Raw genomic sequence first — 23,278 nt, forward strand, 5'->3', positions numbered from 1 at the left:
CGATAGTGTGCAAAAAGAAGAGTTACTGCATCTGCATATGCTGATGGTTCACATCAGGAAGTACTACGAGAACACAACCAACGAAGAAATAGTAACCGAACGCTACGATGCTCTCGAAATTTCCCCGGTTCATATCCATAAAGATAAAAAAGCCCACAAAGATGCACTCCTCACTCTTGGTGATGAGGTTGTTACCCATATAAGCGGACACCACCGCGTGCACGTGGTGAACTATTCTCCCGAGACCGCAACTGCCCCGACCCAGCAGGTTGCAGTCGAACATTAAGTCATGGATGAGGCACTGGCAATCCAGGAGATCATCTCCCGCCTCCTCACCCTTGCTCCCGGTGAAAACGGGATTGTAGCTGCCAAGATCGAAACCTGCCGGAAATACCGGCTGAGTGCCGTTCCCAAAAACTCGGCAATCCTTGCTGCCGCCACGCCGGAGGAGCGGGAGATCCTGCGCCGCATCCTGCTGGTCAAGCCTACCCGGACACTCTCGGGTGTCGCCCCGGTCGCGGTGATGACCTCGCCCTATCCATGCCCTCACGGCCGGTGCCTGCCTTGCCCGGGTGGCCCATCCCACCCGTTCAGTTCGCCCCAGAGTTATACCGGAGAGGAACCGGCAGCAAAACGGGCACGGGAGCATGGCTACGATCCTTTTGCCCAGGTCCATGCCCGGCTCGGCCAGTTCGAGACACTGGGCCACCGTGTCGAAAAAGTGGAGCTGATCGTGATGGGAGGGACGATGACTGCCCGCCCGATCGAGTACCAGCATGATTTTGTCTCCCGGTGCATCGAGGCGATGAACCTTTATCCTGAAAATACTCCTGCGGCATCTCCTCCTGCAGTTGAAGCAGTCCAGGCCGCAAACGAGACCGCGGACGTCCGGTGCGTGGCGATCACGTTCGAGACCCGCCCTGACTGGTGCAGGAAAGAACATATCGACCGGATGCTCGACCTCGGTGTCACCAAGGTGGAACTGGGCGTCCAGCACCTCGATGACGAGATCCTTGCGTTCAATCGCCGGGGGTGTACTGTTGCGGACACCGTTGAGGCAAACAGGCTTCTGCGGGACGCGGGAATCAAGGTCGGGTTCCATATGATGCCCAACCTGCCGCATTCGACGATAGCCGCGGACAAGGAGATGTTTGAGACCCTCTTTTCCGATCCCCGGTTCAAACCGGATTTTTTAAAGATCTACCCAACGCTGGTCACTCCCGGTTCGGAGATCGAGGAACACTGGGAACTCAAGAGGTATGCGCCATATGATGAGGATGAGCTCATCGATCTTATAGCGTACGCAAAAACGCTTATACCGGAGTACACGCGGCTCTCGCGGGTGCAGCGCGACATCCCGGCCAAGTTGATCGTGGCCGGGTCGCGGCATTCCAACTTCCGGCAGCTGGCCCAGAACCGGCTTTCCGCGCAGGGCCGGCATTGCCGATGCATCCGGTGCCGGGAGATTGGCCGTCTCCCCTCTGCAATCGAGGCGGAACTGCGGGTGATCCGGTACGAGTGTTGTGGAGGAACGGAACATTTTATCTCTGCGGTATCGGGAGATTCACTGATCGGGTTTACCCGGCTTCGTTTCCCCTCGTCAGAATTCCGCCCGGAACTTGCCGGTGCTGCGCTTCTCCGCGAGCTTCATGTCTATGGGAGCCTCGTCCCGGTAGGTATCGAGGCGGCAGAACAGGAAGAGTGGCAACACCGGAACTTCGGGCGGATACTCCTTTCAAAAGCCGAGGAGATCGCCCAGGCCGCAGGCTTTGAGCGCATGGCAATCATGAGCGGGATCGGTGTCCGGCCCTATTACCGGCGGCAGGGATATGAGCGGAAAGGGCCCTATATGGTAAAGGAGATGCCATGAACCCGGCCACTACCGAGTTTGTCCGGCAGCGTTTTGCGGAATACTATCGCAAGGCGATGCTGGTTTCCCCGTCATCGCTTGCACAGCGTGAATGGGGGCTGGTTCTCTTCAACCCGGGAGCCACCGAGATGCGGATGCGCCGGCATCTGGCCTTCCCCGAACGTACCGAGCTCTTCGATTATATCAGGAACCTGGTCCCCTCCCACGTCTATTACTCGAGTGCTTACTACGAGAAGCCGGATGCGCCCACCATGGCTGAAAAAGGCTGGTGCGGTGCCGACCTGATCTTCGATCTCGACGCGGATCACATCGTCAAAGGGCCCTACGGCATGATGCTCTCCCGGGTCAAAGAGGAAACCGGGAAGCTCCTCTTTATGCTCACCGGAGAGCTGGGGATCGATCCCAAACAGATCGAACTGGTCTTTTCCGGCGGGAGAGGGTACCACGTTCACGTACGGGACCTTGCCTTCCGCGGGTGGGGGAGCGCTGAACGGCGGGAACTGGTTGATTATGTCTGCGGGATCGGGATCGATCCGGCGGTGTTGCTGAACGGATCTCCGGAACCCGGATGGCCGGCCCGGTTCCGCAGTGCGCTGACAGATTACCTCGCGTGGCTGGGGACCTTAAACGAAGATGAGGCGATGGCCCGCCTTACTGCCCTTGAAGGTGTAGGAAAGGAATCAGCGGCCAGTTTTTTGAAAAAGCGGGATGAAATCATTACCAGCCTCCGTGGGGAAGTAGATCCGACACTCCTCAGGGATCGGGTTATAAAAGCAGTCGTGCACGAGACCGAGGGAGAGTTCCGGAAACGATTAAATGAGAAAGCCGCACTCGCGGATGAGCCGGTCACCACGGATATTAAGCGACTGATCAGGATGCCCACATCCCTCCACGGTGGCAGTGGGATGAGAGTGCAGTCCCTCGAGATCCGGGATCTTCCGGAGTTTGATCCACTCGTGGACGCGGTGGTCTTTTCATCCCGCGAGGTGCGGGTGGATACACGGTTTGGGCTTGCCATGCCGATGCTGGGAAGCACTTATCAGATCCAAAAAGGGATCTCTACAGTACCTGAGGCTGTGGCAGTCTTTCTCTGCTGTCGCGGCATCGCGGAAATTGCATAAATCTTCCGGCTCCGGGGCGCCATTCCATGGGATTTGATGATCTGCGAAGTATCCTTCTCACCGAACGTGAGACCGGCAAACTCATGCAGGTATCCCCGGATATCTTCGATCGCACCCATGCAGAGATTGCTGATCTCTTAAAGAAGGTCTATGCAATCGAAGATCCTCTCTCCGAAGAAGCCCGGGCGCTCATTGAAGAGACAATCGCCATGAAAGAGACCCTGCATGAGCTCTTCTCCATCCGTTCGCGCAAGATCCTCGCCCTTGCCCTGATGCATGCAGAGGGCAACTACTATGACCGCGAGGAGGTCAAGAGGATGCTGCCGGCCGAACGCGGGATGTTTGACCGGGTAGCTGCCGGTCTTCTTGAATGCCAGGATACCCTGCTCCACAACGCCCAGCATCTGCTCGTTCCTGTGCCTGCTACTGTGCAATCTGCGACCGCAACTGAAGAGGATGGCATGGATCTGGTTGGTGAGGACGTTGTTCTTGCTGAAGAAATCACTGGCGCCGCTCCCCCAACCTCTTCTCCCTCCACCTCGCCCTCCCTTGTCCCCCCGTATCTGCTGGTCCGGGTGCTTGAGGGAATGGATACTTTCATGGGAGTAGACGGGAGGATCTATACTCTTACCAAAGGGGATATTGTCACGCTTCCCGAAAGAAATGCCTCGGTCCTTTCTGACAGGAACCTTGTCAGCCCCATCACCCTCCCGTCCGGAAAATAACCGGATTACGGTTATCCCAGACAGATGAACGCCCGCCCACACCCGGGTGCATCCTAATCTTTTTAACATTCCGGCACCAAAACCTAAACACTCTTCGCCACGATGAGAATTTCATAACGATGGGGCAACAGTACGGTATACTGCCGTTGAACCCATATCTTAAATATGAACCTTAGCCAATAATACTGGGATTCAATAGCCAGTACGATCGGTGAAAACATCATGAAGATGCCAGCGAAATTCAAAACATACTGTCCTTTTTGCAGGAATCACCAGATCCATGAGGTGGAGAAGGTCAAGAAGAGCAAGACGACCGGCCTCCACTGGATCGACCGCCAGAAGGCACGCAGAGGCAAAGTGGGCAACATGGGCAAGTTCTCGAAAGTCCCCGGTGGCGACAAGCCCACAAAGAAGATCAATGTCAGGTACCGCTGCACCACGTGCGGAAAAGCCCACCTGCGTAAGGGATTCCGGGTAGCAAAGTTCGAATTGACGGAGTGAGTGATATGGTACGTGAAGCACGAGCGAACCGGAGCAGTTTCTTAAAGGTAAAGTGCCCGGACTGCGATAACGAGCAGACGGTCTTTTCCAAGGCGAGCACGACAGTCAAGTGTGTTGTCTGTGGCCGCGATCTCGCGACCCCCGCAGGTGGAAAGGCGAATTTAAAGGCTGAGATTATCTCAGAGTTCAAGTGAGTCCCGCATGCAGGAAAGAGACAGGGAATGGCCCCAGGAATCGGAACTTGTTGTCTGTACGGTAGAAAATGTCAAGGATTTCGTAGCGTTCGTATCGCTTGACGAGTATGGCGGCAGGCAGGGGCTCATCCCCATCTCTGAAATTGCAACCGGCTGGATAAAGTATATCCGTGACCATATCCGCGAGGGCCAAAAGATCGTCTGTAAGGTCCTCAACGTTGACCGGAGCCGTGGCCACATTGACCTTTCTTTAAAAGATGTCAATGAGCACCAGCGCCGCGAGAAGATCCGCGAGTGGAAGAACGAGTCCAAGGCGCGCAAATGGATCGGTTTTGTCGCGGAGAAGTCCGGTGAACCTGCAATCGCCATCGAAGATGTAATCCTTGATAAATATGGCGAACTGTACGCAGTCTTCGAAGATGTCGTCACCGACAGCGATGCAACAATCAAGAAACTGGGCCTCTCCAAAAAGGCGAGCGAAGCCCTGATCCACATCGCCCACGAAAGCGTCAAGATCCCCCGGGTCGAAGTCACCGGCCAGCTGATCCTGACGTCTGCTGAGGCGGATGGTGTGATGGTTATCCGGACTGCTTTGAAAAAGGCGAGCGAAGCAAAAACAGCCGGTGCAGAAATCGAGCTCCTGTACTTGGGAGCCCCGGTCTACCGGATCAAGGTGGTTGCCGCTGATTACAAGAAAGCGGAAAAGGCACTTGAGAAGGCGGCAAACGCCGCCATTTCCGTTGTAGAAAAAGGTGGCGGCGAAGGCAGACTCATCAAAAAACCCAAATCCGGGAAGAGTCAATGAGCGGAAAGATCCGTCGCTGCAGCGCAGATCATACATATACTCTTTCTTTGCAGTGTCCTGTATGCGGCAGACCGACGGCGATTGCCCACCCGGCCCGTTTTTCGGTACAGGATAGGTTCGGTCTTTTCCGGCGGATGGCGAAAAACAGGAATGCGTAATGATTGATGATATCAGCATCCGGTACACCGATACATTTACCGACAAAAACCTCACCGATCCGATCCTTATTGGGGGCCTCCCCGGCATAGGTCAGGTGGGCAAACTTGTTGCCGAGTACATGATCCACATGCTCGGGGCAGAAAAAATCGGGGAGATCCATTCCATTTACCTCCCGCCGCAGGTCATCATTGAAGAGACAGGTGTGGCCCGGTTGCCCCGGAATGAGATCTACCTGTACAGGGCCGGGCACCGGGACGTAGTTTTCATCGTAGGTGACTTCCAGAGCACTTCCAACGAAGGGCATTATCTCATGACCGATGCATATCTCGATATTGCTGCGGAACTGGGAATTAAATGCATCTATACTCTTGGGGGGTTCGGGGTCGGTCATCTGGTTTACGCACCGCGTGTCTTTGGAGCCACGAATAACGAGGCACTCAAGGCTGAAGTCATCCAGGCGGGCGTGACGTTTGACCGTGATGAGCCGGGCGGCGGGATCGTGGGGGCAGCCGGCCTTCTGCTCGGCATGGGCGGGATGAGGGGGATCGATGCAGTCTGCCTGATGGGCGAGACGAGCGGGTATGTGGTCGACCCAATGAGCGCTGCAGGTGTCCTTTCGGTTCTTTCAAAACTCATTGCAGTGCCCGTTGATCCCACTCAGCTCAATGTTCGTGCGGCCGAGATGGAAAAAGTCGTGCAGGGCCTTCTTGAGAGCGAAAAGAACCATCACGACGAAGAGCTGAGTTATATCGGCTGACAACCGGCGATCTCTCTTCTTTTATCCCATTTATCCTGGTGGCAGATTCCCGCTGCGTGCAGCGCAGCTCTCTCTGGTCTGTCTCATGTATGAATCATATCAGTTTATTTTATTAAGCAATGCAGTCCTGATTATACATTGGATAAATATACGAACGTTCTGAGGTGTTCCTATGCTTTCTGTCATGGTTATTGACGACGATCCCGCGATCCTGGACGTTACCCGGCAGGTGCTGGAACGGTCGCACGAGATCATCGTTCATCCGGTCAGTTCCTCACGGGAAGCCCTTGACGTACTCCAGAAGAACCGGTTCGACGCCATTGTGCTCGATTATGATCTACCGGATATCAACGGGATCGAACTGCTCAAGATCATCCGCGGCAAAGGGGATGTGACTCCGGTTATTATTTTTACCGGTGTTGGCAGGGAGCATGCAGCGATTGCCGCGCTCAACAACGGTGCCAACTTTTTCTTAAAAAAAGGCGAGAACGTGGAGATGCCGTTTGTCGAGCTGCAGCAGATGATCCGGCATGCGGTCGATCAGCGGTTTATGGGAAAGGCCATGGGCCTGTCCCGGAAGATCGTCTTTGATCTGATCAATTTCTCTCTTGATGCAGAGTTTGCGATCGACCCTGAAGGGAATGTCCTTGCATGGAACCGGGCCATAGAGCACCTTACCGGGGTTCCTTCGCCATCAATAGTTGATAAAGGAAATTTTATCTATGCAGAGCCGTTCTTTGGCAAGCACCAGAAGATGCTTGTCGATCTGGTCTTCTCATCTGATGAGGGAATACGGAAGGCCCGGTATATGCTCATCAGCAGGGAGAAGAATGGCCCTGTCGTTGCAGTAACCCGGGCACGCAAACCCGATGGGACGGAATGGACCCTCTGGATGAAGGCAACACCGCTCTTTGATAACCACGGGGAGTTTATCGCAGCTGCATGCATTGTACGGGATGTCACCAGCACCTTCAAAGATGTCAGTATTGAAGAGGAACCGGCAACTTCATCACTGCAGTCTGCCAATGGCGAGGCAGTAGCGACTGCCGGGAGCAGTTTTATTGACAGGCTTTTGGGCAGAGCGATGGTGCAGTACAAGGAGGGAGTTAATCTCTACGCCCGCAACCGGAACTACCGGGCTGCGATCGAGGCCTTTGAGCGTGCGATCGAGATTGACGCGAAACTCCCTCATGTCTGGAACGACCGGGGGATCTGTTTCCGGATGCTGGGCGATTATGATGAAGCGCTCAAGTCGTTCTTGCGGGCCGTGGAACTGGCGCCGGGAAATCCTGAGATTCTCTATGAACTTGGGGAGACGCTCGAGCAGATGGGTGTCATGCAGATGAACAATAAGTACCTCGAAGCCGCTATTGAAACCTTCAAGATGGTGGTGAGCCTTCTGCCCAACAGTATGGACACGTGGAATCATATCGGCATCTGTCTAAAGGAACTGGGAAAGCCCGAAGAATCCAAGTTCTATTTTGACCGGGCCCGGGATATCCGGCTTTGGAAGAAGGATACACCCATTCCCCGGAAACGGAATGAGTACCTCTAGGTACCCGTGGTATAGATTGAATCCTGTGGATGCATTATGCGCATCCACCTTATATGGCAGAAAGGAGTAATCCGGAAGGTATCCATGCTCGCCACTGCCGATCTGCATATCCATTCCCCGTATTCGATTGCTGTCTCCCGTTTCATGCAGCCGGAGGAGCTGATCCGTGGCTGTATCACAAAGGGTATCCAGGTCCTTGGCACAGGCGATGCCCTCCAACCGGACTGGCTTGCCGGGTGGAAGCCGCTCCTTGAAAATGATGCTGGTATTATTATTGTTCCCCAGGCAGAGATCGAGGACAGAAACCGGGTTCACCACGTAATCCTTGCGGCAGAGCCTGCCCAGTTTGACCAGCTGCGTGACCTGCTGACGGGAACCTCCAAGAGCTTTGTCTCAAGCGGCAGGCCACATGTCTACCTCGGTGGAGAAGAGATTGCCGGATTGGCTCATGATGTCGGTGCGCTTGTCGGACCGGCCCATGCTTTCACTCCCTGGACGGCGATGTATGCCTACTTCGACAGCGTCCCGGCCTGTTACGGGAGCGAATCGATCGATTTCGTTGAACTCGGTCTCTCCGCGGACAGCTCATACGGGGCAGCCATCCCGGACCTCTATGACCTCCCTTTCCTCACCAACTCCGATGCCCACAGTCCCACCCCGGATAAGCTGGGGCGGGAATTCAACCGGCTTCGGCTTGCCGGTCGCACTGCAAAGGACGTTCTGGCTGCGATCCGGACACGGGATGTTGCGATGAATGCCGGTTTCTTCCCTGAAGAAGGAAAGTACAACCGGACGGCCTGTACCCGCTGTTATACGCAGTATTCCCTCGAGGACGCGATCGGACATCACTGGAAATGCCCGGCTGACGGAGGGATCATCAAGAAAGGGGTCTCTGACCGGGCAAAAGAGCTCTCGAAGGGGGGAACGGCAAAGCCCCGGCCCCCTTACCTCCATGTGCTGCCGCTGGCCCAGATCATCCAGACGGTTGAAGGTGCAGCTTCTCCCAATACAAAAAAGTGCAGGGCTATTTATTCATCTTTTATCAGCGCATTTGGTAACGAGATTTCTATCCTCATTGACATCCCTCCCGCTGAGATCAGGACTATCCATCCCCGCGTTGCGGATGCGATCTCTGCCCTGCGCGAAAACCGTGTTACACTTCACCCCGGTGGAGGGGGAAAGTACGGGACATTCTCCCTTACCTGATGTTTCCCTATATCCGGGAATTACTGAATCGCCCGTTGCTTAGGAAAAAATGGGTGGAGTTACATATCGAAGTACAGGTGGAACTCCCATGGGTGAGGGCGGAGGCGGATCTCATCGATCTCTGCCCGTTTATACTCAATCCAGGTATTGATGACGTCCTGGGTAAACACGCCGCCTTCAAGGAGGAATTTGTGGTCTGCCTCCAGCGCATCGATTGCCTGTTCGAGCGAACCGGGCACGGTAGGGATCTTCTTTGCTGCCTTCCCCTCAAGCTCGTACGTATTTCCTTCGAATGGCTGGCCGGGTTCGATCTTCTTCTTGATGCCGTCGATACCTGCCATCAGAAGGGCCGAGAACGAGAGGTACGGGTTGCACATCGGGTCCGGGGGCCGGAATTCGATCCGTTTGGACTTGGGGTTCTCTGAGTACATCGGGATCCGGACTGCTGCTGACCGGTTCCTGAGCGAGTATACGAGATTGACCGGGGCCTCATAACCCGGAACAAGGCGCTTGTAGGAATTAGTAGACGGGGCACAGAAGGCCATGAGTGCATTTGCGTGCTTGAGAAGACCGCCGATATAGTACTTTGCGGTCTGACTGATCATACCGTAGCCTTTTGCATCGAAGAACAGGTTCTTTCCACCCTTCCAGATCGACTGGTGGGTGTGCATCCCGGACCCATTGTCGCCAAACAGGGGCTTAGGCATGAACGTTGCAACCATCCCGAATTGCTGGGCCATGTTCTTGACGATGTACTTGTACATCATGCAGTGATCCGCCATCCTGACCAGCGGGCTGTACCGCATGTCGATCTCATTCTGGCCAGCGGTCGCCACTTCGTGGTGGTGCACCTCCACAGGAATTCCCGTCTCGAGCATCATGTTAACCATATGGCTCCTGACATCTTGGAGCGAGTCGTGCGGAGGTACCGGGAAGTAACCCTCTTTGTGTCGGGGCTTGTAACCTAGGTTGTTCTGCTCGTCCCGCCCTGAGTTCCAGATGCCCTCAACTGAGTCCACCGAGTAAAACCCCTGATTGACGGTCTGCGAGTATCTCACATCGTCGAAGAGGAAAAATTCGTATTCCGGTCCCCAAAAACTCTCGTCAGCAATCCCGGTGGACTTGAGGTATTGCTCTGCCTTCTGGGCAATGTACCGCGGATCACGGGTATATGCTTCCTTGGTTACCGGGTCAAAGACATTACAGATAATGGAAAGCGTGGGAACTTCGCAAACCGGATCAGCGACTGCGGTTGAGGGATCCAGGAACAGGACCATGTCGGATTCCTGGATCTTCTGGAACCCCCGGATAGACGATCCGTCAAACCCGATGCCGTCAGCCCAGATACCGGCCTTTGGGTCGGAATCTTTTACCAGCTCAGATGCCGGGATGGAGAAATGCTGCCAAAGGCCAGGCAGGTCGTTAAATTTGAAATCGACCATCTGGATATTCTTCTTTTTAATAAGAGAATGGATCGAGCTTATCTGATCTTTTGTCACGCCCGTCATTCTGGTGCTCTTGCTCTTTTGAACCATGTAGTCACCTGTTCATACCGGCAGGCATGTGCAAGCATGAATGCGGGGCCCAAGCTCTCATAAGAGGATGGTGCGAATACCTGCTGGCAATAGGAAGAGTGTTTCCCCCTTATAATATTTAAATATAATTTAAACTTCCGCTCTTTTCATGAGCGTTTTCATCTGTGTGATCCTGTTGTCGGCCATACCATTGGCCCGTCGGGAAGGGCGGTTTCCCGTGCTTCCGGCAATCCGTAAAGATTAATGAAACCGGCCTCCAACATATCAGCAGAATGCTTAACGTTCACCGGGATGTCTGCGGGTATTGCGGGTGCTGTGTGTCAGTCTGCCCTGAAGGTGCGCTGGAACTGATCGACGCATACCTTTCTGTTGAAGAGAACTGTACGAGCTGCGGTATCTGCGCCAAGGTCTGTCCGCTTGGTGCACTGGAGGTCGTCCATGAAAAGTAAGTATGATGTGCTGGTTGTTGGCGGGGGTCCTGCCGGTGCTCTTGCAGCACGGACGGCTGCAGAGAAAGGGCTCTCGGTCTGCCTTGTAGAAAAACGCCCGGCAATCGGTGCCCCGGTTCGCTGTGCAGAGGGGATCGGCAAGGAAGCCCTTGCCGAATTTATTGCACCCGACCCTCGCTGGATCTCGGCCGAGATGACCGGTGCGGGCATCGTCGCACCCGACGGTTTCGAGATGACGCTCGAATCCTCTATGGCCGGTGGGAAAGTGGGGTATATCCTCGACCGCAAGGTCTTTGACCGGGAACTGGTCTGGCAGGCGGCTGATGCCGGTGCAGAGATCTATGTCAAGACCCGGGCCTCAGCACCGATCATGCACGAAGGCAGGATCAAGGGGGCCGTCCTTGAGTCTTGCGGTAATTCCGCAAAAGTCATGGCAGATGTCGTTATCGCAGCTGACGGTGTTGAATCGAAGTTTGGCAAATGGTGCGGTATTGACACGACCGTCCCGGTGCGCGAGATCATGAGCTCGGTGCAGTACGTCATGACTGATATCGATATTAACCCGCATGCAACGATCTTCTATCTTGGCAACGACGTGGCTCCCGAAGGATACCTCTGGGTATTCCCCAAGGGGAAACGGGCTGCAAACGTCGGGATCGGTATCTCCGGCAGGAAGAGCGGCAAGGGGCACCGGGCCAAGGATTATCTCGACAAATTCGTAAAGCAGAAGTTCCCCCATGGTAAGACGATCGAATGCATTGTCGGTGGAGTTTCGGTTTGCCGTCCTCTTGACTGCACAGTTGCGGATCACCTGATGCTGGTTGGCGATGCAGCCCGGGTTGTTGATCCACTAACGGGCGGCGGGATCTACAACGCGATGTATACCGGTAAACTTGCTGCCCAGGTTGCGGCCGACTGCCTGGCCAAAGGTGATCTCTCGAAGAACGCCCTCATGGCCTATGACCGGGAGTGGCGAGCCTCCAAGATGGGTAAGAGCATCGAGCGGAACTACCACATCAAGGAATACTTGATAAAGCAGCCAGATGAAAAGCTCAACGCAATCATCCACTCGGTCTCGAAGCTGGATCTTAAGGAATTCTCCACGCTCACATTGATAAAAGAGTTATTGAAGGTAAATCCCAAACTGCTCGTGGAGCTCGGGGCGCTTGCTGCTTCAATCCGCTGATTTTTTCAACTGCTTGTTGAGCAGGCGCAGGCAGTCTTCCTCTGCCTCTTTTTTGGTAAAGACCGTAAATACATCGCCTGGCTGGATCTTCACGTTCCCACTGGGGATAATGAGTGCCCCGCTGGCCCGCCGGATCGCAATAAAGACGAAATCCTTGACCTTGATCTCGCGGATCTCGTGACCTACGATCGGTGCGGTCTCCTCTGCCACAATCTCAAAGATCGACCCGCCGGGAATGGACGCCAGCTGCTGGAGTTTTGGATTCTCGGTCCAGTAATAGAGGCGCGAAGCCACCAGATCATCAGGATTTTCGCTGATCCGGACTCCCACCTCCTTGAAAAATTCAGAGTGGGTGGGCTGGTTGACGATTGCGACCACATTGGGGACACGGAATCTTTTGGCCAGCCAGCAGGTCATCAGGTTGACCGCATCGTCGCTTGTGGTGGCCACAAATGCATCCGTCCGGTCAATGCCAGCCTCTTCGAGGGTGGACTTGTCGGTAGCGTTACCGGTGATCGCAAGGATGTCGTAGTGCTCAAGGATCTCGCTGCACCGGGCCTCATCCTGATCAATGACCACGACGTTATTGCCGTGTTCAACAGCCTGTCTGACCAGGCTCCTGCCGATGCCGCCGAGCCCCACGATAATGATGTACATACCTACCGTTTACCATCATGGCCATTGAAATAATTTGCGCAGAAATCTCTTTGTGTGATCTGCGGAGTGGACGAAGCCGGGAAAGGTTCTGTTTTGGGACCGATGGTGGTTGCAGCAGTTGGCGTTCGATCCGCGGATATTATTGCAGGCCTGGGGGTCAGGGACTCCAAGCAGCTTTCTCCTGAAGAACGGGAACGCCTTTTTGGCCTCATCAAAAAAAAATGCAGGGTGGCCACGGTAATAATTCCGGCTGAAGAGATCGACGCAATCCGGCGTGAGATGACGATGAATGCCTGCGTGGCCCGGGCCCATGCAGAGGTTATTTCCCGGCTTGCCCCTCAAACCGCGGTTGTCGATGCCTGCGATGTCAACCCGTTCCGTTATGCTGAAATGGTGCGGGGCCATCTCGTGCACTCCTGCGAGATCATCTCTGAGCACCATGCGGACTGCACGTACCCGGTGGTCTCGGCTGCAAGCATCGTGGCAAAAGTGACCCGGGACCGGGAGATTACGAAGCTTGCAAAAAAATACGGGAAGATCGGGAGTGGCTACCCGTCTGACCCGGAGACCGTTGCGTTTCTCTCCGCCTATATCGATCAGCACCGTACACCCCCGCCCATTGCCCGGAAGAGCTGGAAAACCGTGAGTGTGATGCTCGCCAAAAAATCCCAGAGCAGCCTCTCTGCTTTTTTTTAGGGAGAACCAGAATCGCTTTTCTGGTGGCTTCACCATTGCCTTAATGTGGTTATCCAGTCCATGAAGTACAGATGGACTGGCTCGTGATCCTGATTGCCCTTGTGGCAGTCTATGCCATCGTCGCATATTTTATTTTCCGGAAAAAACTCTGGACTGACACCATTGTTTTCTATGGGCCGGTTATGGCGATCCGGAGCCGGCGTGTAGGTTTTTTTGACCGCCTTACGAGGTTCCACCGGTTTTTCCGGGTCTATGGCACCTTCGGCGCGGTCATGGTCATTCTGGTCTCGGTCGCGATGGTGGGTACACTCTTTTATTCCCTGTATCTCAGCATGGTGTACCATCCGGCCCCCACCGCAGTCAACGATGTCAGGAATTTTCTTGCCATTCCAGGGGTAAACCAGTTCATTCCGTTTACCGTCGCTGTCTGGTTTGCATTCGTATTTACCCTCGTGGTTCATGAATTCGGCCACGCGTTCCTGGCGCGGGTGGAGAAACTGAAAGTCAGTTTTATCGGTATTCTCTGGTGCGTAATCCCCATCGGTGCCTTTGTCGAACCGGATGAGAAAGAGTTTGAGAATCTGCATGGATTGCCAAAGATCCGCATGCTGGGTGCGGGGATCACGAACAATATGGTAGCCGGCCTAGCCTGTTTTCTCCTGCTTATCCTGCTTCTCGGTTTCGCGGTTCCCCTCCAGACACCCCTGATTAATTCCGTATACAAAGACTATCCCGCTGATCGGGCCGGGATCGTACCGGATTCGGTTATCACTAGTATCAATGGTGTCCCGGTGGCTACCGAGACTGATGTTGCATCGATCCTCAATACCACGCGGCCCGGAGATCAGGTGGTGATCGTAACGGAGAAAGACGGGACTCTCTCCTCGCATGCCCTTACGCTGGATTCATGGCCCCAGAACATGAGCCAGAGGGAGAGCGGATTCATGGGAGTGACATACTATGATGCCGGCGGGATAAAGCAGGTCTTCAGCAGTTTTGCCAGCCCTCTTGGTTTTTTTATTATGCTGGCGATCCCTATCTATATTATTCTCTCGCCCGTTGAGTGGGGGCAGTTTTTAATCCTGGTCAATGATTCGGCAAATGCGGTTGCCTGGAGCGTCCCGTTTCCGGGGTACTGGTTTGTTGTCCAGATCCTTTTCTGGTGTGCGTGGTTTAATATCACGGTCGGCCTTTGTAATGCCATTCCGATGCTACCATTCGATGGGGGGTATATCTTCAAGGAAGGGATCGACCGGTTGCTCGACCGGCGCGGGCTCATCAGGTATTCGGGGTATATCGTGGGAGCCGTCAGCTATCTGATGATCGTGGTACTGATCTCCCTGTTCCTTCTCCCGACACTGCAGCACATGTAAGTCCCGCATCCGGGGGCCGGGGGGAACCGGATATTAACACCCCGGTGAATCATCGTTTTCCCGTGAGTCCGGCCACGATGAATGCCTGCGCATACTCTTCGGGTTTAAGTCCCCGCGTCCGGCCTGCCACCGATCCCAGGCTTACCGGCGCAATACGACCCTCCTGCAACCCGACCATGCAGCCGAAATTGCTTTCGAGTATCTGTTCTACAGCCGCAATGCCGAAACGCGTGGCAAGAACCCGGTCCTGTGCGGTCGGGCTCCCGCCGCGCTGCACGTGACCGAGTACCGTCACCCGGGTCTCGATCGCGAGGCGCCGCTCCAGCTCTTTTCCCAGGAAATTTCCTATCCCGACGAATTTTTCATGACCGCATTCGTCCCTGTCGCAGGCAGGGACTGTGGTCCCGGCGATATCCTCATGGCGTGTTCCCTCTGCTACCACCACGATCGAGAATTTTTTCCCGGCACGGTACCGTGCCTCAAGAGAGGCACAGACCTCGTCCATGGAAACATGCACTTCCGGTACAAGGATCTGGTCAGCACCCCCGGCCATTCCGGCCGCAAGCGCGAGCCGGCCGGACTGGCGCCCCATCACTTCCAGCACCATGATCCGGTGGTGGGACTCTGCGGTGGTATGGAGCCGATCGATCGTTTCGGTCACAATCGAGACTGCAGTATCGAACCCGATGGTGACCTCTGTCCCGAAAACGTCGTTATCGATCGTTTTAGGGATCCCCACAAGTCGGACGCCCCGGGTGGATACCTCATATGCTGCACTGAGCGTGCCATCACCTCCGATCACCACAAGAGATCCAATACCCTGTGTATCAAGCGTTCGTTTGATGGTCTCGAAATTCTCCGGATTTTTTACCGGATCTGTGCGGGAGGTTCCGAGGATTGTCCCGCCCCAGGAGATGATCCCGGAGACCGAATGATCCTCTAGGGGGCGGGTATCGTTTGCAATAAGGCCCTGCCACCCGTTACGGATCCCGATCACCTCGTATCCATGGACGATCGCGGTACGGACCACCGCCCGGATCGCTGCATTGAGACCGGGACAGTCCCCGCCGCCGGTCAGCACACCAATTTTTCCCCTCATGGCCGAATCCCGTTTCCTGGTATGTGCATTTTGCAGGAGAGGGTATTGAGGTTTTGTATCAAACACTGGAGTGGAATCCCGGAATTTGGTTTGAAGGGGAGAATATGACCGGTAAGATTATTCCCGGAGCATCGCGATCTTGGAACCTACCGGGACACCGGCCTCGTGCGCCACCGGCTGGCATTTTGCTGCCATCAGGTAAGCCACCGGAGGGAGGTCGCAGCGCTCAAAAAGGGACTCAAAATTTGCCATGCCCTTTGCTATGACTACCGTGCAGCGGGCAAGGGCGTCCCGGAGGGCAAGTGGTGCCTCCTCGGGACAGAGCCCAATCTCGGCGCTCTCACAATTCGTGGTAAGGGAGTCGACCATACGGTCAAGTCCGAGCATCTTTGTATCCTCCAGGGTTGCATCGTTGAGCGCCGGCCGGGCCTTTACTGCCAGCGTAATGTGGGAACCCCGGGATTTGAGGTACTGTATCAGGAGCCGGTCAAAGACGATCTCCCCGCAGTTATCGCTCAGATAAACCACCCTGCTGGTAAGCGGGAGGATCCGGTCTGTATCATCGATCACCAGACCCTTTGCAAATTCCTGCCGGAAGAACGCGGAAAAATCGTCCGTAACGGTATGCCCCTTGACCCCATAATCGAAGGTATTCCCGATGACTGAGGCCAGGACATAGTCACGGAATGTGGACAGCCCGGTCCTGACCTCACGGCAGACCCTGGTGGCCTCTGCATTGCCTGTAATCTTAAGTTCCCGGAACGGATCGGATGTATTGAGCAGCCTGTATGCGTGCAGGTGGACCCTGCTTGCGATCTGCGGATGGCTCAGCGGCTCCTCTTTCAGGGAGAGCAACAGGTCGCGGCAGGAAGCCAGGGTCTGCTGGGTCGTTATGGGATCTGCCCCAACCAGACTGCATTCGAGTGCCACACGCGAGATCAGGCAGTCAATGCAGGAGTCCGTAATCCTCACGGTACACCACCATACAACAAAATAATCAAAAATGGGGCCATCGCGATTTGAACGCGAGTCAGAAGACCCCCAGTCTCCTAGGATGGCCAGGCTACCCTATGGCCCCGCGGTGATAACATTGGCTCATATTCCATATGTATCTTGTTATTCGAAAAAATGGAGAATAGACTACAATGGGGTGGAAAAAATTCTGGTCTAAAGGCTGCTGCGCTTGAAATCCTCGACCTTCTGGATCAGCGTGTCGAGCTCATGATCGGTGATCCTCATCTTCCCTTCGATTGCATTGATCTCCGTAAGGAGCTGCCTGATCCGGACGTACATGAGGTACATGATGAACTGCTGGACTACAATTACTGTACCGAATAAAACAACCATGTAACTTTCAAATGCCATGTACTCCTTCCCGCCGGAGGTCCTCCCGGATTAATAATTACCCTCAGGAAAACGATCTTTTCCTGCAGGACATCCAGCCCCGCCCCCGTACCTCATGATCCTGTTCTGGCAGGTACAGTGTTTTCCCTCTTTTCCTATAACAGAATTTCCCTTGTCCGGCCCGATCTTCCTGCGTACGGTGGAATATTGATGCAGGGCAGGATCGTTTTAAAAAACAACATTGTGATGGTAAAAAATTTCCCGGATCCTTCAGGACGGGGAATACTTTCATATCATTGAATGAAATTGGTCAGAAATAAAAAAGATATGTATATAAGGAGCCATCGGGTATTATGAAATACAGCGGATAATGCACAGCAGGAGCCATGCGTATGTTAAAGGACAAAATCGCGGCATTTATTGAAAAAATCCGGGCTGTTGACGGGGTGACCGCATGCGCCCTGGTGTCACGTGACGGTATCATTGCCGGGAAATATTTTGATCGTGACTTTAACGAACCCTGGTTTGGTGCTCTTGCTGCGACGATCCTTGCATCTGCTGAGTCCGCGGGAAACCTCATTGGTATGAAATCTCTTGCCACGGTGTCTGTACGGGGAACAGATTCTTCTATTCTTGTGATGGGCGCCGGGGAGCATTTTCTGATTGCAGCGCTCCTCAAGGGTGATGTGCCTCAGGAAGATGCATGTCTGAGGATTCATGCCGTTGCTGCAGAGATCGGGCGGGTGATGTAAATGTATACGATTATGGTTGTGGATGACAGTCCCTTTATCGTTGATGTCTTTGTTACGATGCTCGAACGGGGGGGATATCGCACTGTTGCTGCTTATGGCGGGGAAGAATGTCTGGGAATTCTGAAGACCGTAACCCCGGACCTTATCCTCCTTGATATCATGATGGAGCCGATGGACGGCTGGGAGACTCTGGAGAAGATCAAGGAGAACCCGGCAACCAAGGACATCCCGGTGCTTATGCTCACCGCAAAGCAGCTGACCCCGGCCGAGGCCGAGGAGTACGGGATTTTCATCGAGGATTATGTCCTCAAACCCATCACCCACCGCGAGCTGTACGATGCGATCGAGCATGTGCTCGGTCGCCGGCAGACCCTCCGGACCGATATGGACCGGGCCCGGCAGTCCGGCGTTGATTTTGATATTGTCAATGAATATGCCCTGCTCTCGAAAAGTATCGATGTCAACAAGCGCCTGATGAAAATTCTCGAAACTACCTATAATTTCAACGATGCGAAAGTCCGCATCAGTGACGATATCTCCCGGGCATTGAAAAATATGGATACCAATATCAAGTTCCAGGAGGCCCGGCTCCAGCAGATCAAAGGAGAACTGGCCGGGAAGATCCAGTGATTACCCGCATCCGGTTACGTGGCAGTGTGCATAAACATTTGAATAGCATTGCATCCAAAGAATCATGATGTGGCATTGAAACCATGCTCCTGCAGGTCATGATGTATCCTGCCTGTATATCCCCGGATAATGGAGATCCCGTATGGACGCGACAATCCTGATTGTTGATGACAGCCCGTTCATCGTGGATGGACTTGCCGCTCTTCTCACCCGCAAAGGTTACACCCCGGTCTCTGCCAATGGTGGCGATGAATGCCTCTCTATTCTCAAAACCGTGACCCCGGATCTCATCCTCCTCGATATCATGATGGAACCGATGGATGGCTGGGAGACGCTGGAAAAGATCCGTGAGAACCCGGCAACCAAGGACATCCCGGTGCTCATGTTCTCGGCTAAGAAGATTACCCCTGCAGAAGCCCGGGAACACAGCGTGAATATTGATGATTTTGTCTCAAAACCGGTAAGCCCCGCACAGCTTCTCGATTCGATCCAGCGTATCTTCTCCCGCAGGAGTGAGTTGTCCGTCAAGCGGCTCGCCGCCCAGGATAAAGGCCTTGATACGGCTGTTATTGACGAATACACCGCACTCCACAAAAATACCGAGGTGGACCGGAACCTGCTTGCGGTTCTCCGGGCCTCAAGCGGGATGGATATTGCCGGCAAGGAGATTCCCCGAGAAGATTACGATGCCATCCGGGATCTCGAGGTTAAGATCTATCGCGAGGAGCGGCGGTTAAGGGAGATTGAAACCCAGCTCGAGAAAATGCCTGGTCATAATCGCGAAAACTAAAGCCGGAGAGAAATAGGGGTTAACTTTAAATATTTTTCTGGCATTGTTATAATGCTGTACATCTTGTCCCACAGGGTTCGTAGCTCAGTTCGGTAGAGCGCCTGGCTTTTAACCAGGTGGTCGGGGGTTCAAATCCCTCCGGGCCCGTTACCACGACCAATCGTGGATCTTTTGCGGTGATGCATCTGAGAGGCAATCGTTTCAATGTTAAGGGGGTTTTTCCTTGAGCACCAAACTGAATGTATTGAGCCACATAATGGTGCCGGATCACCAGCTCATGAGCGAGGAGGAGGTATCTGCACTGCTCTCCCGCTATCATATTACTACTGAACAATTACCCAAAATCTACCATGACGATCCTGCAGTAAAGGCGATCGATGCGAAAGTCGATGACGTGATACGGATTATCCGGAAGAGTCATACCGCCGGCAGGGCCGAGGCGTACCGACTTGTTATCAGGAGACCCAAAAAGTAAGGGCCGGGGTTGGTCTATCTGATTGACAGAAGCGTTTTATCGAGGGCATACTTTGCACGGGAGCATGTTGCGCGCCACCAGCTTGACTCCTTTAACTATTTCCTGACAGAAAATCTCCAGAAAGTGGTCAACGAGCAGAAGATCATCGAGACCGATATCGAGAACCGGGGCCGGAACAACGACCCGGTCTGGGTCGAGCTCGGCAACATCGAGGTGAAAAAGCCGCTCGTGCGCGAGGCGGACGGGTCGCAGGGCGAACTGTACCCAAGCGAGGCGCGCCTGCGCAATCTCACCTACGCGGCACCTATCCAGCTTGGCCTAACCCTTGTCCATGGAGAGGACCGGCAGGAGCCGATTGTCACGACTATAGGGCAGCTGCCTATCATGGTCGGCTCGGTTGCCTGCAACCTGTATGGCATGAGCGACGACGAGCGTGTCTCCCACGGGGAAGACGCGTTTGATCCGGGCGCCTATTTCATCGTGAACGGTACCGAGCGCGTGCTTATGACGCTGGAGGACCTTGCCTCCAACAAGATCATGACAGAGTTCACCGAGCGGTACAACGAGCGGATCTATGTTGCAAAGGTGTTCTCACAGTTCCGCGGCTACCGTGCGCTCGTTGTGGTCGAGCGAAACAAAAAGAACCTCCTCGAGGTCTCGTTCCCCTCGGTGGCAGGACACCTGAAGTTCGTGGACCTGATGCGGGCCCTGGGCATGACCAATGACCAGGAGGTCGTGAACGCGGTCTCGACCGATGAGGACATCCTCACCTTCATGATGCAGAACCTCGAAGAGAGCGAGTGCGACTCGGTCGAGGGCGGTGTCATGTACGTGGGCAAGAAACTTGCTCCCAACCAGACCAAGGACTACCAGAAGAAGCGCGCCGAGTTCGTGCTGGACAACTACCTGCTCCCGCACCTCAACTATGCGCTGCCCTCCACCCTTAAGGAAGGTGACGAGGGCTATGCCGAGGCCGTTGCCTCGGTCAGGCTTGCCAAGGCCCACTTCCTCGGCCGTATGGCAGAGGCCTGTTTTGACCTAGTCCTGAACAAGCGCAGGATCGATGACAAGGATCACTATTCCAACAAAAGACTCAAGCTTGCCGGCGACCTTATGGAGGACCTCTTCCGGATCTCGCTCAACCGCCTGACCCGGGATATCAAGTACCAGCTCGAGCGGGCAAGCATGCGGCACCGTGACCTTTCCATTGCTACTGCGGTCAGGGCCGATGTGCTTACCGAGCGCCTGCTCCACCCGCTTGCCACTGGTAACTGGGTGGGCGGAAGGACCGGTGTTTCCCAGCTCCTGGACCGGGTTGACCACATGGCCGTGCTCTCTCACCTGCGCCGTGTCATCTCCCCCCTCTCGCGCTCCCAGCCTCACTTCGAGGCCCGTGACCTGCACCCGACCCAGTGGGGCCGGATCTGCCCCAGTGAAACCCCTGAAGGTCCGAACTGTGGCCTGGTGAAGAACTTCGCGCAGATGGTCGAGATCAGTAAGGGTGTCAATGATGAAGAGGAGATCATGCGCATCCTGCACTCGCTCAATGTCGAACACATCCGGGGTGAGGTCCGATGAAGAAGTCACGCGTATTTGTCGACGGTGCCCTGATCGGCCTTGTCGATGACCCCAAGGTCCTTGTAGAGAACATCCGGTCCATGCGCCGGCAGGGTGCCATCTCGTCTGAGGTCAACGTCTCGCTCAAGGAGTTTAACGGCGATGTCATCCTGCTCACCGACCGGGGCCGCGCCCGCCGCCCTCTGATTGTCTTAAAGGACGGTAAAAGCCTGATCTCCGATGAGGACCTCAAAAAGCTTGCAAAGGGCGAGGTCGACTTCTCGTACTTCGTGCAGCGGGGCATGATCGAGTTCGTGGACGCCGAGGAGGAAGAAGACCTCCTTATCGCTATGAACCCTGCCGATATCACCCCGGCGCACACACACCTCGAGATCGACCCCTCGCTTATCCTTGGTATCGGCGCGGCGCATGTTCCGTTCCCGGAGCACAACGCCAGCCCGCGTGTCACGATGGGTGCAGGGATGGTCAAGCAGGCACTCGGGTTTGCCGCGGCCAACATGAAGCTCCGCCCCGATACCCGGGGCCACCTGCTCCATTATGTGCAGAAGCCGCTCACCCATACCCAGACATCAGAACTGATCGGATCGGATGACCGGCCTGCCGGGCAGAACTTCGTGGTCGCCATTCTTTCGTACGAAGGCTACAACATCGAAGATGCGCTTATCTTCAACAAGGCCTCGATTGACCGCGGCCTTGGGCGTTCGCACTTCTTCAGAACCTACGAAGGCGAAGAACGCCGGTACCCGGGTGGCCAGATCGACCGGATCGAGGTTCCTGATGAGGATGTAAGCGGAGCCCACGGCGCCGAATCCTACAAGAACCTTGACGAGGATGGTGTAATTAATCCCGAGACGATCGTTGCCGAGAAAGATGTCCTGATCGGCAAGACCTCGCCGCCCCGTTTCCTCGAAGAACCCTCCGGTGAGCTTATCGCCGTAGAGAAGCGCCGCGACACTTCGGTGACCATGCGGAGCAACGAACATGGTATCGTCGACACGGTCATCATTACCGAAGGAGAAAACAGTTCCCGACTCGTCAAGGTCCGCACCCGCGACCTCCGTGTCCCGGAGATCGGCGACAAGTTTGCGTCCCGACATGGGCAGAAAGGGGTCATTGGCCTGATTGCGAGTCAGGAAGATATGCCCTTTACCGAGAGTGGTCTCTCTCCTGATCTCGTCATCAACCCCCACGCAATCCCGAGCCGTATGACCATCGGGCACATGCTGGAGATGATCGGAGGCAAGGTCGGGTCGCTTGAAGGCCGCCGGATCAACGCGACCGCGTTTGGCGGCGAAAGCGAAGCAAATCTCCGTGCATCACTGAAGAGCCTTGGGTACTCCCACACCGGCCGCGAAGTGATGTACGACGGGATTACCGGAAAATCGTTCAAGGCCGATATTTACATCGGTGTAATCTACTACCAGAAGCTGTACCACATGGTCAGTTCCAAGATGCACGCCCGGTCCCGCGGCCCGGTGCAGGTGCTCACCCGCCAGCCGACCGAAGGACGTGCCCGTGAAGGAGGTCTCCGGTTCGGTGAAATGGAGCGTGATGTCATGATCGGTCACGGTGCCGCCATGGCCTTAAAGGAGCGGCTGCTTGACGAGTCGGACAAGGTGCAGGAATATGTCTGTGCTCACTGCGGGATGGTGGCGATGCTCGACCGCAAGCGCAACATGACCCGGTGCCTTGCCTGTGGGAATGAGACCGACATCTACCCGGTCGAGATGAGCTACGCGTTCAAGCTTCTGCTGGATGAAATGAAGAGCATGGGGATTGCACCCCGCCTGAGATTAGAGGACGTCGTATAGGAGGTGCGTC

General features: G+C 54.9%; 26 protein-coding genes and 2 tRNA genes. 22 read left to right on the forward strand and 6 right to left on the reverse strand.

The features are described from left to right. Nucleotides 1–7: 7 nt before the first annotated feature. The 11 genes from VMS83_RS08470 (at nucleotide 8) to VMS83_RS08520 (ending at nucleotide 8,893) form a co-directional block, all read left to right on the forward strand. Nucleotides 8–286: a UPF0058 family protein gene (locus VMS83_RS08470; protein WP_325411774.1), complete on the forward strand. Its 279-nt coding sequence runs from the start codon at nucleotides 8–10 to the stop codon at nucleotides 284–286. A gap of 3 nt (nucleotides 287–289) precedes the next feature. Next, nucleotides 290–1,870, forward strand: coding sequence for a tRNA uridine(34) 5-carboxymethylaminomethyl modification radical SAM/GNAT enzyme Elp3 (locus tag VMS83_RS08475; protein WP_325411776.1), 1,581 nt, complete (start codon nucleotides 290–292; stop codon nucleotides 1,868–1,870). Beyond that, on the forward strand, nucleotides 1,867–2,991 hold the full coding sequence (gene priS, locus VMS83_RS08480) for a DNA primase catalytic subunit PriS (RefSeq protein ID WP_325411778.1): 1,125 nt from the start codon (nucleotides 1,867–1,869) through the stop codon (nucleotides 2,989–2,991). The genes VMS83_RS08475 and priS overlap by 4 nt, the downstream gene beginning before the upstream one ends. Nucleotides 2,992–3,017: 26 nt before the next feature. After that, complete coding sequence (locus tag VMS83_RS08485; protein WP_325411780.1) at nucleotides 3,018–3,716, forward strand: hypothetical protein; 699 nt, start codon at nucleotides 3,018–3,020, stop codon at nucleotides 3,714–3,716. 222 nt (nucleotides 3,717–3,938) lie between these two features. Further along, nucleotides 3,939–4,217: a 50S ribosomal protein L44e gene (locus VMS83_RS08490; RefSeq protein ID WP_012107523.1), complete on the forward strand. Its 279-nt coding sequence runs from the start codon at nucleotides 3,939–3,941 to the stop codon at nucleotides 4,215–4,217. A 5-nt stretch (nucleotides 4,218–4,222) separates the two neighbouring features. Beyond that, nucleotides 4,223–4,411: a 30S ribosomal protein S27e gene (locus VMS83_RS08495; protein ID WP_325411784.1), complete on the forward strand. Its 189-nt coding sequence runs from the start codon at nucleotides 4,223–4,225 to the stop codon at nucleotides 4,409–4,411. Nucleotides 4,412–4,418: 7 nt separating this feature from the next. Then, nucleotides 4,419–5,216 carry a translation initiation factor IF-2 subunit alpha gene (locus VMS83_RS08500; RefSeq protein ID WP_325411786.1) on the forward strand — a complete coding sequence of 266 codons (798 nt, stop codon included), beginning with the start codon at nucleotides 4,419–4,421 and terminating at the stop codon, nucleotides 5,214–5,216. Next, complete coding sequence (locus tag VMS83_RS08505) at nucleotides 5,213–5,374, forward strand: RNA-protein complex protein Nop10 (protein ID WP_325411788.1); 162 nt, start codon at nucleotides 5,213–5,215, stop codon at nucleotides 5,372–5,374. The genes VMS83_RS08500 and VMS83_RS08505 overlap by 4 nt, the downstream gene beginning before the upstream one ends. Continuing rightward, nucleotides 5,374–6,132: a proteasome assembly chaperone family protein gene (locus tag VMS83_RS08510; protein ID WP_325411790.1), complete on the forward strand. Its 759-nt coding sequence runs from the start codon at nucleotides 5,374–5,376 to the stop codon at nucleotides 6,130–6,132. The genes VMS83_RS08505 and VMS83_RS08510 overlap by 1 nt, the downstream gene beginning before the upstream one ends. A 172-nt stretch (nucleotides 6,133–6,304) precedes the next feature. Further along, nucleotides 6,305–7,687 carry a response regulator gene (locus VMS83_RS08515; protein ID WP_325411792.1) on the forward strand — a complete coding sequence of 461 codons (1,383 nt, stop codon included), beginning with the start codon at nucleotides 6,305–6,307 and terminating at the stop codon, nucleotides 7,685–7,687. 84 nt (nucleotides 7,688–7,771) lie between these two features. Beyond that, nucleotides 7,772–8,893 (forward strand): PHP-associated domain-containing protein, encoded by a 1,122-nt coding sequence (locus tag VMS83_RS08520; RefSeq protein WP_325411794.1) that lies wholly within the window; start codon nucleotides 7,772–7,774, stop codon nucleotides 8,891–8,893. A 59-nt stretch (nucleotides 8,894–8,952) separates the two neighbouring features. On the opposite strand, the gene glnA is transcribed toward VMS83_RS08520, so the two are convergent. Continuing rightward, nucleotides 8,953–10,401 (reverse strand): type I glutamate--ammonia ligase, encoded by a 1,449-nt coding sequence (glnA, locus tag VMS83_RS08525; RefSeq protein WP_349255359.1) that lies wholly within the window; start codon nucleotides 10,399–10,401, stop codon nucleotides 8,953–8,955. Between the two features lie 299 nt (nucleotides 10,402–10,700). Between glnA and VMS83_RS08530 the strand changes: the two genes are divergently transcribed. Together VMS83_RS08530 and VMS83_RS08535 are read left to right on the forward strand one after the other, a co-directional pair. Continuing rightward, complete coding sequence (locus VMS83_RS08530; protein ID WP_325411798.1) at nucleotides 10,701–10,877, forward strand: 4Fe-4S binding protein; 177 nt, start codon at nucleotides 10,701–10,703, stop codon at nucleotides 10,875–10,877. Next, a complete protein-coding gene (locus tag VMS83_RS08535; protein WP_325411800.1) occupies nucleotides 10,867–12,063 on the forward strand; it encodes an NAD(P)/FAD-dependent oxidoreductase in 1,197 nt (398 codons plus the stop codon). The genes VMS83_RS08530 and VMS83_RS08535 overlap by 11 nt, the downstream gene beginning before the upstream one ends. Here VMS83_RS08535 and VMS83_RS08540 read toward each other — a convergent pair. After that, a complete protein-coding gene (locus VMS83_RS08540) occupies nucleotides 12,052–12,720 on the reverse strand; it encodes a TrkA family potassium uptake protein (RefSeq protein ID WP_325411802.1) in 669 nt (222 codons plus the stop codon). The two genes, VMS83_RS08535 and VMS83_RS08540, sit on opposite strands and share 12 nt — an antisense overlap. A 54-nt stretch (nucleotides 12,721–12,774) precedes the next feature. Here VMS83_RS08540 and rnhB point away from each other — a divergent pair, with 54 nt between their 5' ends. Both rnhB and VMS83_RS08550 read left to right on the forward strand, forming a co-directional pair. Continuing rightward, nucleotides 12,775–13,416 carry a ribonuclease HII gene (gene rnhB, locus VMS83_RS08545; protein WP_325411804.1) on the forward strand — a complete coding sequence of 214 codons (642 nt, stop codon included), beginning with the start codon at nucleotides 12,775–12,777 and terminating at the stop codon, nucleotides 13,414–13,416. Nucleotides 13,417–13,487: 71 nt separating this feature from the next. Beyond that, nucleotides 13,488–14,789: a site-2 protease family protein gene (locus VMS83_RS08550; RefSeq protein ID WP_325411806.1), complete on the forward strand. Its 1,302-nt coding sequence runs from the start codon at nucleotides 13,488–13,490 to the stop codon at nucleotides 14,787–14,789. A 49-nt stretch (nucleotides 14,790–14,838) separates the two neighbouring features. Here the strand turns inward: VMS83_RS08550 and VMS83_RS08555 are convergent, their stop codons facing one another. From VMS83_RS08555 to VMS83_RS08570, 4 genes are all read right to left on the reverse strand, one after another. Next, on the reverse strand, nucleotides 14,839–15,888 hold the full coding sequence (locus tag VMS83_RS08555) for an ATP-dependent 6-phosphofructokinase (protein WP_325411808.1): 1,050 nt from the start codon (nucleotides 15,886–15,888) through the stop codon (nucleotides 14,839–14,841). Between the two features lie 117 nt (nucleotides 15,889–16,005). Beyond that, on the reverse strand, nucleotides 16,006–16,860 hold the full coding sequence (locus VMS83_RS08560; protein WP_325411810.1) for a damage-control phosphatase ARMT1 family protein: 855 nt from the start codon (nucleotides 16,858–16,860) through the stop codon (nucleotides 16,006–16,008). Between the two features lie 32 nt (nucleotides 16,861–16,892). Beyond that, a tRNA-Pro gene (locus tag VMS83_RS08565) sits at nucleotides 16,893–16,966 on the reverse strand. Between the two features lie 89 nt (nucleotides 16,967–17,055). Next, complete coding sequence (locus VMS83_RS08570) at nucleotides 17,056–17,253, reverse strand: hypothetical protein (protein ID WP_325411812.1); 198 nt, start codon at nucleotides 17,251–17,253, stop codon at nucleotides 17,056–17,058. A gap of 371 nt (nucleotides 17,254–17,624) precedes the next feature. Between VMS83_RS08570 and VMS83_RS08575 the strand changes: the two genes are divergently transcribed. The 7 genes from VMS83_RS08575 (at nucleotide 17,625) to rpoB (ending at nucleotide 23,268) form a co-directional block, all read left to right on the forward strand. Continuing rightward, a complete protein-coding gene (locus VMS83_RS08575; RefSeq protein WP_325411814.1) occupies nucleotides 17,625–17,984 on the forward strand; it encodes a roadblock/LC7 domain-containing protein in 360 nt (119 codons plus the stop codon). Then, nucleotides 17,985–18,614 (forward strand): response regulator, encoded by a 630-nt coding sequence (locus VMS83_RS08580; protein WP_325411815.1) that lies wholly within the window; start codon nucleotides 17,985–17,987, stop codon nucleotides 18,612–18,614. 142 nt (nucleotides 18,615–18,756) lie between these two features. Then, the gene (locus tag VMS83_RS08585) at nucleotides 18,757–19,404 is read left to right on the forward strand and encodes a response regulator (RefSeq protein ID WP_325411817.1); all 648 of its coding nucleotides are present in this window, start codon (nucleotides 18,757–18,759) and stop codon (nucleotides 19,402–19,404) included. Between the two features lie 73 nt (nucleotides 19,405–19,477). Next, nucleotides 19,478–19,551 (forward strand) — tRNA-Lys (locus VMS83_RS08590). A 76-nt stretch (nucleotides 19,552–19,627) separates the two neighbouring features. After that, nucleotides 19,628–19,879: a DNA-directed RNA polymerase subunit H gene (locus VMS83_RS08595; RefSeq protein WP_325411819.1), complete on the forward strand. Its 252-nt coding sequence runs from the start codon at nucleotides 19,628–19,630 to the stop codon at nucleotides 19,877–19,879. Between the two features lie 9 nt (nucleotides 19,880–19,888). Further along, entirely contained in the window at nucleotides 19,889–21,457 is a 1,569-nt protein-coding gene (locus tag VMS83_RS08600; protein ID WP_325411821.1) for a DNA-directed RNA polymerase subunit B'', read from the forward strand. Next, on the forward strand, nucleotides 21,454–23,268 hold the full coding sequence (gene rpoB / locus VMS83_RS08605) for a DNA-directed RNA polymerase subunit B (RefSeq protein WP_325411823.1): 1,815 nt from the start codon (nucleotides 21,454–21,456) through the stop codon (nucleotides 23,266–23,268). The genes VMS83_RS08600 and rpoB overlap by 4 nt, the downstream gene beginning before the upstream one ends. The last annotated feature ends 10 nt before the right edge of the window (nucleotides 23,269–23,278 follow it).

The sequence above is a fragment of the Methanoregula sp. genome (genome assembly GCF_035543475.1).
Lineage (GTDB): Archaea > Halobacteriota > Methanomicrobia > Methanomicrobiales > Methanospirillaceae > Methanoregula.

Bases quoted from the DNA above. Each gene is read 5' to 3' on its own strand.
- VMS83_RS08555 (WP_325411808.1), bottom strand. From the start codon at position 15,888: ATGAGGGGAAAAATTGGTGTGCTGACCGGCGGCGGGGACTGTCCCGGT.
- VMS83_RS08530 (WP_325411798.1), top strand. From the start codon at position 10,701: ATGCTTAACGTTCACCGGGATGTCTGCGGGTATTGCGGGTGCTGTGTG.
- VMS83_RS08570 (WP_325411812.1), bottom strand. From the start codon at position 17,253: ATGGCATTTGAAAGTTACATGGTTGTTTTATTCGGTACAGTAATTGTA.
- VMS83_RS08500 (WP_325411786.1), top strand. From the start codon at position 4,419: ATGCAGGAAAGAGACAGGGAATGGCCCCAGGAATCGGAACTTGTTGTC.
- VMS83_RS08585 (WP_325411817.1), top strand. From the start codon at position 18,757: ATGGACGCGACAATCCTGATTGTTGATGACAGCCCGTTCATCGTGGAT.
- VMS83_RS08535 (WP_325411800.1), top strand. From the start codon at position 10,867: ATGAAAAGTAAGTATGATGTGCTGGTTGTTGGCGGGGGTCCTGCCGGT.
- VMS83_RS08490 (WP_012107523.1), top strand. From the start codon at position 3,939: ATGAAGATGCCAGCGAAATTCAAAACATACTGTCCTTTTTGCAGGAAT.
- VMS83_RS08475 (WP_325411776.1), top strand. From the start codon at position 290: ATGGATGAGGCACTGGCAATCCAGGAGATCATCTCCCGCCTCCTCACC.
- VMS83_RS08495 (WP_325411784.1), top strand. From the start codon at position 4,223: ATGGTACGTGAAGCACGAGCGAACCGGAGCAGTTTCTTAAAGGTAAAG.
- VMS83_RS08575 (WP_325411814.1), top strand. From the start codon at position 17,625: ATGTTAAAGGACAAAATCGCGGCATTTATTGAAAAAATCCGGGCTGTT.
- glnA (WP_349255359.1), bottom strand. From the start codon at position 10,401: ATGACGGGCGTGACAAAAGATCAGATAAGCTCGATCCATTCTCTTATT.
- VMS83_RS08520 (WP_325411794.1), top strand. From the start codon at position 7,772: ATGCTCGCCACTGCCGATCTGCATATCCATTCCCCGTATTCGATTGCT.
- VMS83_RS08510 (WP_325411790.1), top strand. From the start codon at position 5,374: ATGATTGATGATATCAGCATCCGGTACACCGATACATTTACCGACAAA.
- VMS83_RS08485 (WP_325411780.1), top strand. From the start codon at position 3,018: ATGGGATTTGATGATCTGCGAAGTATCCTTCTCACCGAACGTGAGACC.
- VMS83_RS08580 (WP_325411815.1), top strand. From the start codon at position 17,985: ATGTATACGATTATGGTTGTGGATGACAGTCCCTTTATCGTTGATGTC.
- VMS83_RS08515 (WP_325411792.1), top strand. From the start codon at position 6,305: ATGCTTTCTGTCATGGTTATTGACGACGATCCCGCGATCCTGGACGTT.
- VMS83_RS08540 (WP_325411802.1), bottom strand. From the start codon at position 12,720: ATGTACATCATTATCGTGGGGCTCGGCGGCATCGGCAGGAGCCTGGTC.
- priS (WP_325411778.1), top strand. From the start codon at position 1,867: ATGAACCCGGCCACTACCGAGTTTGTCCGGCAGCGTTTTGCGGAATAC.
- VMS83_RS08505 (WP_325411788.1), top strand. From the start codon at position 5,213: ATGAGCGGAAAGATCCGTCGCTGCAGCGCAGATCATACATATACTCTT.
- rpoB (WP_325411823.1), top strand. From the start codon at position 21,454: ATGAAGAAGTCACGCGTATTTGTCGACGGTGCCCTGATCGGCCTTGTC.
- VMS83_RS08550 (WP_325411806.1), top strand. From the start codon at position 13,488: ATGGACTGGCTCGTGATCCTGATTGCCCTTGTGGCAGTCTATGCCATC.